General features: G+C 63.3%; 12 protein-coding genes. 6 read left to right on the forward strand and 6 right to left on the reverse strand.

All coding sequences use genetic code 11. The annotated features are described in order from the left end of the window. Positions 1–9 precede the first annotated feature (9 nt). The 5 genes from pldA to FF124_RS07020 all read right to left on the reverse strand — a co-directional run bounded on the left by pldA (position 10) and on the right by FF124_RS07020 (position 5,539). A complete protein-coding gene (gene pldA, locus FF124_RS07000; RefSeq protein ID WP_138747763.1) occupies positions 10–816 on the reverse strand; it encodes a 4-pyridoxolactonase in 807 nt (268 codons plus the stop codon). Positions 817–878: 62 nt separating this feature from the next. Further along, the gene (locus tag FF124_RS07005) at positions 879–1,814 is read right to left on the reverse strand and encodes a putative B6 ABC transporter permease subunit 1 (RefSeq protein ID WP_138747764.1); all 936 of its coding nucleotides are present in this window, start codon (positions 1,812–1,814) and stop codon (positions 879–881) included. Position 1,815: 1 nt separating this feature from the next. After that, on the reverse strand, positions 1,816–2,919 hold the full coding sequence (locus FF124_RS07010) for a putative B6 ABC transporter permease subunit 2 (RefSeq protein WP_246072248.1): 1,104 nt from the start codon (positions 2,917–2,919) through the stop codon (positions 1,816–1,818). Further along, a complete protein-coding gene (locus FF124_RS07015) occupies positions 2,916–4,514 on the reverse strand; it encodes a putative B6 ABC transporter ATP-binding protein (RefSeq protein ID WP_246072250.1) in 1,599 nt (532 codons plus the stop codon). The genes FF124_RS07010 and FF124_RS07015 overlap by 4 nt, the downstream gene beginning before the upstream one ends. Before the next feature lie 8 nt (positions 4,515–4,522). After that, positions 4,523–5,539 (reverse strand): putative B6 ABC transporter substrate-binding protein, encoded by a 1,017-nt coding sequence (locus tag FF124_RS07020; protein WP_246072251.1) that lies wholly within the window; start codon positions 5,537–5,539, stop codon positions 4,523–4,525. Positions 5,540–5,666: 127 nt separating this feature from the next. Here FF124_RS07020 and FF124_RS07025 point away from each other — a divergent pair, with 127 nt between their 5' ends. The 4 genes from FF124_RS07025 to FF124_RS07040 all read left to right on the forward strand — a co-directional run bounded on the left by FF124_RS07025 (position 5,667) and on the right by FF124_RS07040 (position 9,201). Next, on the forward strand, positions 5,667–6,065 hold the full coding sequence (locus tag FF124_RS07025; protein ID WP_138747766.1) for a hypothetical protein: 399 nt from the start codon (positions 5,667–5,669) through the stop codon (positions 6,063–6,065). Positions 6,066–6,397: 332 nt separating this feature from the next. Beyond that, positions 6,398–7,069, forward strand: coding sequence for a GntR family transcriptional regulator (locus FF124_RS07030; RefSeq protein WP_138747767.1), 672 nt, complete (start codon positions 6,398–6,400; stop codon positions 7,067–7,069). A 224-nt stretch (positions 7,070–7,293) separates the two neighbouring features. Further along, on the forward strand, positions 7,294–8,802 hold the full coding sequence (locus FF124_RS07035; protein ID WP_138747768.1) for a GMC family oxidoreductase: 1,509 nt from the start codon (positions 7,294–7,296) through the stop codon (positions 8,800–8,802). A gap of 18 nt (positions 8,803–8,820) precedes the next feature. Beyond that, entirely contained in the window at positions 8,821–9,201 is a 381-nt protein-coding gene (locus FF124_RS07040; protein WP_138747769.1) for a carboxymuconolactone decarboxylase family protein, read from the forward strand. Between the two features lie 81 nt (positions 9,202–9,282). Here FF124_RS07040 and FF124_RS07045 read toward each other — a convergent pair whose 3' ends face one another. Continuing rightward, on the reverse strand, positions 9,283–9,954 hold the full coding sequence (locus FF124_RS07045) for a GntR family transcriptional regulator (protein WP_138747770.1): 672 nt from the start codon (positions 9,952–9,954) through the stop codon (positions 9,283–9,285). 193 nt (positions 9,955–10,147) lie between these two features. On the opposite strand from FF124_RS07045, the gene FF124_RS07050 reads away from it, so the two are divergent. Then, on the forward strand, positions 10,148–10,972 hold the full coding sequence (locus FF124_RS07050) for an alpha/beta fold hydrolase (RefSeq protein WP_138747771.1): 825 nt from the start codon (positions 10,148–10,150) through the stop codon (positions 10,970–10,972). A 40-nt stretch (positions 10,973–11,012) separates the two neighbouring features. Next, positions 11,013–12,152 (forward strand): FAD-dependent oxidoreductase, encoded by a 1,140-nt coding sequence (locus FF124_RS07055; RefSeq protein ID WP_138747772.1) that lies wholly within the window; start codon positions 11,013–11,015, stop codon positions 12,150–12,152. The last annotated feature ends 24 nt before the right edge of the window (positions 12,153–12,176 follow it).

Raw genomic sequence — 12,176 nt, forward strand, 5'->3', positions numbered from 1 at the left:
TGGCCCTCCTCAGCCGTAGAAATTGACGCCGGTCTTGTAGTCCTTGAAGCTCTCCGGATCGTGGCTGAACAGAACCTCGGCGTCCTTCGCCGTCTCGATCTCCTTCAGGCGGCGCATGGAATTGACGCCTGCCACGGGATCGATGTGGAAGCCCGCATTGATGTCGTGCTCGTAGTTCTTGCGGGTATAGGCGGCATCGAGGGTCAGCAGCAGCGGACGGCGGGTGTCGAATTCCACCAGCAACGAATAGTGCCCGACGGTATGGCCCGGCGTGTAGAGCAGCGTCACGCCCGGGGCGAGTTCGACATCGCCCTCGATCAACTCGAACTTCGTGTTGGCGGCCGTCTGTCCGGCGCCGAGTTGGTCGGTCATGCCGCGCGCTTCCGCCACCTCCGTGGAGAAGGCGAGGTCGGAATAGCCCAGCACCTCGAACGGCTGGCACTTGGCGGCCTGGGGGAGTTCGTCCTTGTGGCAGATCTTCTTGGCGTCGGGGAAGAACTTGTTGCCGCCGACATGGTCGAAATGGAAATGCGAGTTGAACAGGACGTCGATGTCCTTCGGCTCCAGCCCCAGAAGCTTGAGCGCGCCGGGAATGGTCTGCTCCTTGGTCTGCTGCGGCTTTTCGAACGGCAGCACCTTCTGCACGTGGTCGAAATCATAGCCGGTATCGATCAGGAACTTGCCCTTGGGATGATCGACAAGCACGGAATAGACGGGAAAGCGAACCTCGCCGCCCGGCCCCTTGTTCCACCAGATATGGAAACCGTCGAGCACCAGCGAGCCGCCGTCGAGCAGGAAGACCTTGGTGTCAGCCATGTCACTTCTCCTATAAGTTTGTCAGGTCCTCTCCCGGACCCGCAATGGGTGGATGACGCCCTTTACCGGGCGCCGCGTTCGTAGGCAGCGCCGAGCGCTGCAGGCAGTTTCGCCCGGCGTCCGAAAAGCACGAGCACCAGCATCACCGCCGCAAACGGCAGCATCTGGATGACGTCGGTCGGAATGTTCGATCCCGCGACCTGGAGCGCTGTGGTCAGGGAAAGGGCCGCGCCGAAAATCAGCGAGCCGATCAGCACCCAGAGCGGTCGGCCCCGTGCCAGCATGGCAAGCACGATGCCGATGAAGCCCGCCCCGCCGGTCATGAAGGGAAGAAACAGCCCTGCCCCGATATTGGCGAGATAGGCGCCGCCAAGCCCCGCCATCGCGCCGGTGAACAGCACCGCGAAAACGCGGATGCCGAGCACATTGCCGCCGGCCACATCCAGTGCCGCCGGACGCTCGCCGGCAGCGCGCAAGGTCATGCCGAGATTGGTGCGCCGGTAGAGAAACGCCAGCACCGCGACCGCCAGCAGCGCGAGATAGACGATCAGATGACGGCCGAACAGCGACGGTCCGATCACCGGCAGATCGGTCAATCCGGGAATGTTCAGTCGCTCGGGTGCCGGCAGGCGCGGATAGGTGCGCGAGAACTGGAAATGATGAAGCAGCGCGGTGAGCCCCTCGACCCCGAGCGTGAGGCCGATGCCGATCACGATCTGGTTCAGCCCCAGACGCACGCAGAGCACGGCCATGACGATGGCAACCAGCACGCCGCCAAGGATGCCGCCGAGAAAACCGAGCCACAGGGATTCGGTCCTGAAGGCCACGAGAAAGCCCATATAGGCCCCCATCAGCATCATGCCTTCAATGCCGATATTGAGCACGCCCGCCTTTTCCGACATCTGCTCGCCAAGACCGGCCAGAAGCATCGGGATGGCGGCAATGATCGCACCCGTGAGAAGAGACGACAGGAACGCCTCGGTTAGCAATCCGCTCATCTCAACGCTCCTTCTTGCGTTTGTGCTGATCGATATATTCGCCGAGCCCAAGGCAGATCAGCAGGCTCGCGACCAGGACGAGGGTGAAGTTCTGCGGCACGCCGAGACGGCGCGCGGCGCTCTCGCTGCCGATCATCAGCGCCGAATAGAAGAACACCAGCACGATCGCGCCAAAGCCGTTGAAGCGGGCGAGAAACACCAGCGGGATGACCATCAGCCCATAGGCGGGGTTCCAGTTGGCCGGCACATTGCCGGCAACCCCGAGGATCTCGGAAGCGCCGGCGAGCCCGGCCAAGCCGGCCGAAAGCCCGAAGGTCGCCATGGTCAGGAGCGGCACCGAGAGGCCAGCATGGGTGGCGGCCACGGGGTTTGCGCCCACCATCCGCAACCGCAGACCGAAGGAGGTGCGGGTCATCATCAGATGCACGGCCAGAACGGCGATCAGCCCCCAGATCAACCCGCTCGAAATCGAGGTGTCGAACAGCCGCGGCAGGCGGTCGTCCACCGGCAAAGTGCGGGTCTGCGGCACGGTGGTCGAGGGATCCCGGAAGATGAGCTTGACCAGCGTGGCGGCGAGCAGCACACCGAGAAACGACATCATCAGCGTCGTGATGATCTCGTTCACGCCCTGATAGGCCTTGAGCAGCGCCGGTATGACCGACCACAGCGCGCCGACGAGGGCGGCCAGCAGAAAGCCGACCAGAAGCACCGCCCAGCCGGGCAGAATACCGACCAAAAGCGGCGCGGTGGCTGCGGCGGCGACAGCGCCGAGCAGGAACTGCCCGTCCGTGCCAAGGTTCCAGATCCCCGCCCGGAAGGCCACGATCAGGCCGGCGGCGAGAAACAGCAGCGGCGCCATGCGGGTCGCCGTCTGCTGCAGGCCCAATGACGAAAACAGCGAGCGTTCGAGGATGTAGCCGTAATAGGTCAGCGGATTGACGCCCACCAGCACCAGGATGATCGCCGACAGCAGGAAGGCCGCAATGATCGGGCCGACGGTCAGCGTCAGGATGCGCTGGAACGCACTGCGCTCGGTCACCGGTCGCCTGGCTCCGGCGCTGTCGGTTGGCGTATCCGCCGTGTTGATTTGGTCTTGCATGGTCATGCCGTCGCCTTGTGTTCTTCCTCGCCGGCCATCATCCGGCCGATGCGCAGGCGCAGGGCCTCGCCGCTGCCGTCGTTTTCGACGATGCCGCGGATGCGTCCGCCTTCCATCACCGCGATGCGGTCCGAAAGGGCCATCAGCTCGTCGAGATCGGTCGAGATCAGCAGCACGCCAAGGCCGCGTTCGGCGATGTCGGCGATGCGCTGCCGCGATGTATCGATGTTCTGGAGGTCGAGGCCGTAGGTGGGTTTGTTGAACACCACGACGCGGGCTTCTCCGGAGAGTTCGCGCCCCAGCAACACCTTCTGGATATTGCCGCCCGAAAGCCGCCCGATCGGGGTGACCTCGCTCGGCGTGCTCACCGAAAACCGTGCGATGAGATCGCGTGCATGCTCCATGATGCGGTGCGGCCGCTCCACGCCGTTCACCCAGAAGGGCGGCTGGCCGATATCCTTGAGCACCGTGTTTTCCGAAATCGGAAAAGCCGCGACCGAGCCTTCGGACAAACGGTCATCCGTCAGGTAACGCAGCCCCTTGCGGCGGCGCTGCGCGATGGAGGCGCGGGTAATGTCCTCGCCGTCGAGTTCGACGCGTCCGGTTTTGAGAGGCCGCTGGCCCGCCATGGCCTCGGCGAGCTGCTTCTGACCATTGCCGTCAATCCCGGCAACGCCGACGATCTCGCCGGCTCTGAGGCTCAGCGAAATGTCCTGAAGCCCCATGACATCGGCATCGCCCTCGGTCGACAGGTTCTCGACCCTGAGAGCGACATTGTCGCGGGCCGTACTCTTCCGGTGTTCGGTGGACGTGGCCCCGGCCTCGCGGCCGAACATCAGACGGACGATCTCGTCCACCGCCTCGTCCTCGGACATGGATTTCAATTGTTCCGGACCCATTTCGCCGGCAAGCGCGCCCTGCTTGAGCACGGATATGCGGTTGCCGTAGCGATAGGCCTCGGCAAGCTTGTGGGTGATGAAGATCACCGCCAGCCCGCTTTTGACCAGCTGCTGCATCCGCTCGCCAAGCTCCTGCGCGCCCTGGGGCGTCAGCATGGATGTCGCTTCATCGAGGATCAGCACCTTGCTGTCGCGCAAAAGCGCGCGGGCGATCTCGATCTGCTGCTGCTGGCCCAGCGAAAGCTCGCCGGTAATGGCGTCGAGCGGCAGAGACAGCGCGAATTGCCGCTTCAGCTCCTCCATGCGCGCCGCAATCCGCGCGCGGGGCGGACGCTGATACCAGGGCGCGCCCAGCGTCAGGTTTTCCAGAACCGTCAGCGTCGGAACCAGCATGGAATGCTGGAACACCGTGCTGATGCCGGCATCAAGGCTTGCCGAGGGGCTCGCCAGCCGGGTTTTCTCGCCATTGAGCGAAAGGTAGCCCTCATCCGGCTGCTGAAGGCCGGAAAGAATGCCGACCAGCGTCGATTTTCCGGCGCCGTTCTCGCCAAGAAGAACATGCACCTCGCCGGGGTGAAATGTGAGCGAAACATTGTTGACCGCGATCACGCCGGGAAAGCGCTTGGTTACGCCGTGTACGCCAATGACACCTGCCCCCGTTTCCGGGGACAGGTTTGTCGGGGTTGCCGCTGCATTTGCCACAGATACGCTCACTCGGTAACGGTGACCAGGGCGCGGACATCTTCCGCACCGAACTTCGGCTCGACCGTGATGTCGCCCGCAATGATCTGGTCGCGCAGCGCCATAACCTTGGTCCAGGCGGCTTCATCGACCTGCGGCGTCTTGACGAGCTTGACGGAATCGTCCGCAAGGCTGATCGCATAGCCATGGGTGCCGAACTGGTCGGCCCTCAGATCCTCGATCATGGCGGTGTAGACCGGGGTCATGTCCCACAGAACCGAGGTCAGAAGATGCCCCTTGTCCAAGTCCGACTTGTCGCCGATCACGTCAATGAAAAGCACGTCCGATCCGTCGACAGCCTTGTTGGATTCAACGGCCTGGATCATGCCGAAGCTCGAGCCATTGCCCTGGCCGAAGATGATGTCGGCGCCGGCCGCGATGACCGACGTCGTCACGCGGTTGCCGCCAGCGGCATCGGAATAGGCCGCCGGACCGATGACCGAATAGAGGATCTTCACGTCCGGGTTTTCGGCATGGACGCCCTCGGCAAAGCCCGCCGACTGCGAGTTCCAGGACGGCGGCTCGCCGGAGACGACGATGCCGACAGTGCCCGTGGTTGTCATCTTGGCGGCCAGACGGCCGGCAAGATAGGCGCCCTCGTGACCGGAAAGCGTGTAGTCGGCGACAAGTCCCTTCACCAGAGCGTCGGGGCTGTCGACAATCGCGACAGGCACGCCGGTTTCCTCGGCGATTTCCGGGCCGGCGGTGTTGTAGCCGCTGGCATGGGCGATCATCAGGTCGGCGCCATCGGCCGCGAGTTCCCGCATCGGCGCGCGGACATCGCCATAACCCAGGCCTTCGGCGACGATGATCTCGACGCCGGTTGCCTCGGCAGCGGCCTTGGCCGCGTCGACGCCCTGCTGGTTCCAGCCATAGTCACTCCCTTGTTCCGGAGTAAGGATGGCTATGGTATCAACCTCCGCGGCAAAGGCCGCCGGAGTCCCCAGCACCACGCTAAGCGCAACAGAAGCAAGTAGGTTTTTCATCATGCTGTTCCCTAAATGGTTGTCAGTTTCCCGTCTCAGGACGGAAGCGATTGGCAGACTTGTTGTTGTTCTTGCCCTGTCTGCTTGGGTTTCCTCGTCTCCGGCAAAGGCCGAGAGCGGAGTTTACGTGCCCTATTCGGGCATTGTTCACGGCACCGAAGGCGCCGAGCCCGTGGAAATCTCAATTGCCAATGAGACCGACACCTCGCTTGATTGCCGGGCGGCCCTTGCCCACTGGTATTCCGATGAACTGGGCCGTATCGCGCCTGGCGACCGGCTGACGGTGACGCTGTGGCACGATGGCGAGACAGGCGTTCTCAACCTGATGAACGCCACCGACGACCGCATGCCCGTCGAGGCCATCTGGTGCGCCAGCGATGCCGCCCGCGCGCGCCTCGACCTGCCGATGACGGCGGGGCCGATGAAGACGGGGCCGATGACGGCGGGCAAGGCAGCGGCCAGCCTGCATTTTTCCTGCAAGAGCGGAGACGAGGCCGGGTTGAGCTGCGCTACCGCGGGCGAGTAGGTCCGGCAGTTTCCGAAGAAGCGCTTCGCGCGCCGGATTGCGACGGGCGCGGGTAGCTGCCGCGCAACCTCCGGCGGACGCGACGACGTGTGCCGTCGCGACGCGGCGCATAATCATATCTGTGATAGAGGCGATTGCCGCCATTTTTCCCAAGCCCTCTGCCTTGGTGTCGTTCTTTGCAAGGAAGGATGACATAAACCAAATCCACGTCAAGCAGATTGTCTGTCATTCTTTCATTCTTATGAGTTGACAAGAAGGCATTCACGCGATCAAATTTGCTTGCAATTACCCATATCGCTGCTGGCCTCCCCGGGCTCATGAGGTTTCACACAATGCCGCCGGACCTGAATTTACGAGTGTTGCCGCGCACAGTGCAGGAGGAGACGGTCAGGAAGCTGCGGCTTGCGATTTTCTCAGGCGTTTTCGAACCGGGCAGCCGCCTGATCGAAAGTCAGCTCTGCGTGCAACTCGGCATCAGCCGCCCTTCGCTCCGTGAGGCATTACGCAGCCTGGCGGCCGAACGGCTCATAGACATCGTGCCGAACCGCGGCCCTTCGATACCCACGCTCACATGGGAAGAGGTCACCGCCATCTACGAGGTGCGCGAATTGCTGGAGGTCGAGGCGGCCGGACGCTGTTCGCAGAGAATTTCCGGCGAGCAATTGCTGGCGCTGAAAGAGGCCCTTCTGGCATTCGAAAAGGCTGCTTCAAGCGAAGACAGTCTGGCTCGGGTGACCACTGCCGCAGATTTCTATTCGGTCATCCTCGCCAATTGCGGAAACCCGATCCTGGAGGAAATCCACCGGGGTCTGGTCGCCCGGATCAGCCTTTTCCGCTCGCGCTCGATGTCGCTGGAAGGGCGCGCAGTCAGCAGTCTGGCGGAGATGAAGGAAATTTACGACGCCATTGCCGCAGGTGATGAAAAAGCGGCCAGGAAAGCTGCCGGAAAGCACATCCTGGAGGCGATGGCAGCGACGAAGAGGTCCATGGACAGCGGGAGCTGACGCCCGCTTTCAGAAAAATGAATGCCGGTCTTCGGCACGGATGCAAGAACAACAATCAGCAGGAGCATGATCCGGCTTCCGCCGGAAATATACCCGCCTCAAGCGCCATCGCTCCGGCCAAAAAAGGGGAACCTCATGACATTTCAGGTCACACAGCGTGGGGGCCGTAAACCCACGCCCTCATCCGCCAGGGAGATCTGCCAGTGACCGGCGTCGCGGACCAAATGACTACAGACGTGGTCATTGTCGGCGGCGGTTCGGCCGGCAGCCTGCTGGCCGCCCGGCTGAGCGAAAATCCGGCGCGCAGCGTTTTGCTGATCGAAGCCGGCGAGGAGCCCTCCGACCCGGATATCTGGACGCCCGCCGCCTGGCCGGCGCTTCAGGGCCGCGCCTTTGACTGGGATTATCTAACGGAGCCGCAGGCGGGAACCCATGGCCGGGTTCACCATTGGGCGCGCGGCAAGGTGATCGGTGGATCAAGCTGCCTTCATGCCATGGGTTATATGCGCGGCCACCCCGAGGACTATCAGGCCTGGGTCGGTGCGACCGGCGATGCCCGCTGGAGTTGGGAAGCGCTTCTGCCCGTCTTCGGCGCGATTGAAGGTCGCCCGGACAGCAGCGGCCCGATGCCCATCTACATGCCGGACGAGGAGGTAAGCCCCCTCACCCGCGCCTTCATCGAGACCGGCGTCTCGCTCGGCCTGCCGCGCCTTCCGCACCACAATGACGGCCGGATGGTCGGCGTCACGCCCAATGCACTCAACATCCGCGACGGCCGCCGCGTGACGGTCGCCGAGGCCTGGCTGACGCCGGAGGTTCGCGCGCGCAAGAATCTCTGCATTCTCACCGGAACGCGGGCGCGGCGGCTGGTCATGGATGGCAACCGGGTGAACCGGATCGAGGGCGTCGGCCCGCAAGGCCCGATCGAAATTGTTGCCGATCAGATCGTGCTGTGTGCAGGCGCGCTGGAAAGCCCGGCCCTTCTGATGCGCTCCGGGATCGGACCACGGGACGTGCTTAAGGCTGCATCGGTCGACTGCCTGATCGACATGCCGGGGATCGGCCGCAATCTTCAGGACCATCTGCTCGGCGCCGGCAATCTCTATGCGACCCGCAAACCCCTGCCGGCATCGCGCCTTCAGCACTCCGAATCGATGGCCTATATGCGCGCCGGAGACTTCACGGCCGCCGGACAACCCGAGATCGTGGTCGGCTGCGGCGTTGCGCCGATCGTATCCGAATGCTTTGACGCACCCGAACCGGGCACGGCCTATTCACTCCTGTTCGGCGTCACCCACCCGACCAGCCGCGGCAGCTTGCGCATCAGCGGGCCGAACCTCGGCGACCGGCTGATCATCGATCCGGCCTATCTGCAAACCGAACATGACCGCGCCATGTTCCGAAGCGCGCTCGAGGCCGCGCGGACGATCGGGCATGCGGACAGGCTTGCCGAATGGCGGGACCGCGAGCTCGCCCCCGGTCCTCTCGGCAGCAAGGCCGAAATCGACGCATTCATCGCCAAGGCAGTCATTACCCATCACCACCCCAGCGGCACCTTAAGGATGGGCAAGGACGACCATGCGGTTGTCGATCCGGACCTCAGGCTCAAACCGCTCGACAATCTCCATGTGGTGGATGCTTCCGTCATACCCAGCCTGACGGCGGGTCCGATTCACGCCGCCGTTCTGGCCATTGCCGAGAGCTTTGCCCGCACGGTAACCTCTGACGAATGACAGAAGAGAGGACATGACATGAGCGTTTTCGACGAAGATCTGTTCCTCAAGGGCCTCGAACAGCGCAAGAGCACGCTCGGCGCGGACTATGTCGAGAAAAACCTTGCGGCCGCCGACGACTTCACGCGGCCATTCCAGGAGGCGATGACGGCGTGGTGCTGGGGATTTGGCTGGGGCGACGATGTGATCCCGCCGAAGACGCGCTCGATGATGAACCTCGCCATGATCGGCGCGCTCGGAAAGATGCATGAATGGGAACTGCACTGTCAGGGCGCGATCAACAATGGCGTGACCAAGGAAGAGATCCGCGCCATCATCCACGTCGTCGCGATCTATTGCGGCGTGCCGCAGGCGCTGGAATGCTTTCGCGCCGCGCGCAAGGTTCTGGAGGATCAGTGAGCCGTAATTTCAAGGCTGCCTATGCCCGTAAACCGGGCAAAACGCGCGTTTTCGCGCCACACTCCGGGCGGGCTGACGCAATCAGCCCTCGCTCTCCATCGCATGCTTAGCCGCCGCCTTGGCCTGATCGAGATGGCGCTGCGCCGCCATGCGCGCGCGTTCTTCATCGCCTGCGGCAATCGCATCGTAGATGTCGCGCATCTCCTGAAGGCTGTCTTCGGCACGGCCTTCAAGCGACATGGACCGACCGCGGAAAAAACTGATCCGCGCCACCAGCCCGCGATGGACTTCCTCGAGAATGGCGTTACCGCAATTGGCCAGAATGATCGCGTAGAATTCAGCCGCCGTGGTCACCAGTTCCAGGCTGTCCGCGCTTTTCTGGGCGCGTTCGAAAGCCTTCAGCGCTCTTTCCAGTTCCTTGACCTGTTCGGGCGTGATCCGTGCGGCGCAACGTCCCACCGCAGCGACCTCCAGAAGTTCGCGCACGTCGTAGATTTCGGTCGCCTCCTCCCAGGAGAGCTTGGGAACGAAAGGACCCCGGTTCGGGATGATCTCGATCAGCCGCTCGGCCTGCAGGCTGCGCAACGCCTCGCGAAGCGACGGGCGGCTGACGCCGAGCTGGGCGCAAAGCTGGCTCTCGACCAGACGGCTGCCCGGCGGGAACACCCCGGCGATGATGGCAAGCCTCAGCTTTTCAATTGTCTGCTGCTGCACGGTTCTCGGCGTGATCCGGAGGTCCAGACCAGGGTTCATGGCGTTTCCTTAAGGCTCTTCCAATTATATATTCATGGCTTTTCTACACGAACGGGCGCGCGGAGGATAGCATGAGGCCGCATGCTGTCTGCAATAATTAACGCAAGAATGTCTTACAATCTTATTGACAGCTAATAACGGTCGTGGTTCCCTGCCGAAAACAAGCAATTAAAAACGTCAAGGGAACCTCGACATGGCGGACAGCCAAAGCCGGTATGAACAACGGCGGATCGACACCGGCCGCATCACTTTGAACGTGCGCATCGGGGGCAGCGGCCCGCTCATGCTGTTCTTCCACGGGATCACCGCGAACTCCGCCGTTTTCGGCCCGCTCATGGATGCCTTTTCCGACAGGTTCACCACTGTGGCCGTGGATCAGCGTGGCCACGGGCGTTCGGACAAGCCGGAAACCGGTTACGAGGCCGCGGACTTTGCAGACGACATCGCGGCGCTGATCAAGACGCTCGACATGGCGCCTGCGATTCTCGTCGGACACTCGCTCGGATCGCGCAATTCCGTCACCGCCGCCGCGCGTCATCCCGAACTTGTCCGCTCTGTCGTTGCCATCGATTTCACGCCCTATATCGAGGACGCGGTCTTCGCCTCGCTTTCCGCCAGAGTGAATGCGGGTGATCAGGCCTTTGCCGATACCGAGGCCGTTGTCGCCTATCTCGCCAATCGTTATCCGAACATTCCGGCTCCGGCAATTCGCATTCGCGCGGAAAGCGGCTACGGCCCGGCTGCGGACGGCCTGCGCCCGCTGGCCTCCGCCTCCGCCATGGCCCAGACGGCCGAGGGCCTGCGCGCCGATCTGGTCCCCGCCTACCGCGATGTCGCCCGCCCGGTTCTGATCATGCGCGGCGCGGACAGCAAGCTGGTCTCCGCCGCGGCGCTTGAAAAGACCCACGACCTGCGCCCGGACCTGCCCATCGTCGTCGTGCCCGGCGCCGACCATTACGTCAACGAGACCAATCCCGACGTCACGATCGGCGCGATCCGCAATTTCATCGACGGCTGAGCGGCCGGCGTCCCAGATAAAAATCAACAGGAACAGAGAAATGGTCAGCATCAACAAAACCACGGACAAGACACGGGTCGCGCAGGTTGCGGGCGGCGGGTTTTCCGGCCTCACGGCCGCCATCGCGCTCCGCCAGAACGGCTGGGATGTGGTCCTCCACGAGAAGAGCCCGGAATTGCGCGCCTTCGGCGCGGGCATCTATCTCTGGCACAATGGCCTGCGCGTGCTTGAAGGCATCGGCTGCCTGAATGAAGTGCTGGAAGATTCCTTCACGCCGCCGGCCTATGAAACCTGGATGCACAACAAGACCGTGTCGAAGGAGACCTTCAACGGTCTGCCCTGGCGCATCATGACCCGCGCCCATCTGCATGATGCGCTCGCCAACCGCGCCCGCGAAGTCGGCGTTGAAATCCGCACCAATTCCGAGGCGGTCGGCGCGGAAGCCTCCGGCGCCCTCAAGCTGGCCTCCGGCGAGGTCGTCGAAGGCGATCTGATCGTGGGCGCCGACGGCGTCGGCTCCAAGGTGCGCGATTCGCTCGGCTTCGAGCAGGAGCGCTGGGGCGCGACCGACGGCATCATCCGCCTCATCGTCCCGCGCCACAAGGACAAGCTCGGCCATGGCGAATGGGACAACACCATCGACATGTGGAACCACTGGCCGCGCGTGCAGCGCGTCCTCTATTCGCCCTGCAACGACAGGGAACTCTATCTCGGCCTGATGGCGCCGTCGGCCGATCCGCGCGGCTCCAAGGTGCCGCTCGACCTTGAGGTGTGGATGGAGATGTTCCCCTTCCTCGAACCCTGCCTGGTCGATGCCGCCAAGATCAAGGACGCGCGTTACGACACCTATCAGACCACAAAGCTCAACACCTGGTCGCGCGGCAAGGTCGCCCTCGTCGGCGATGCCGCCCACGCCATGTGCCCGGCGCTGGCGCAGGGCGCCGGCTGCGGCATGGTGAACGCCTTCACGCTGGCGCAGGACATCGAGACGGGTGCATCGCTCGAGGATGCGCTCGCCGATTGGGAAAAGGCGGTGCGTCCGATCACCGACCTCACCCAGAAGCTGTCCGCCGATCATGCCGCCAACCGCACCATGTCCTATGGCAACGGCTTCACCCCGGAAGCGCTGACCGCCGCCCGCTTCGACCCGATCAACCGCGTCTACTCATGGCCGCAATAAGAAAAACCTACGAAATCTCTACAG

The sequence above is a fragment of the Martelella lutilitoris genome (genome assembly GCF_005924265.1).
Taxonomy (GTDB): domain Bacteria; phylum Pseudomonadota; class Alphaproteobacteria; order Rhizobiales; family Rhizobiaceae; genus Martelella; species Martelella lutilitoris.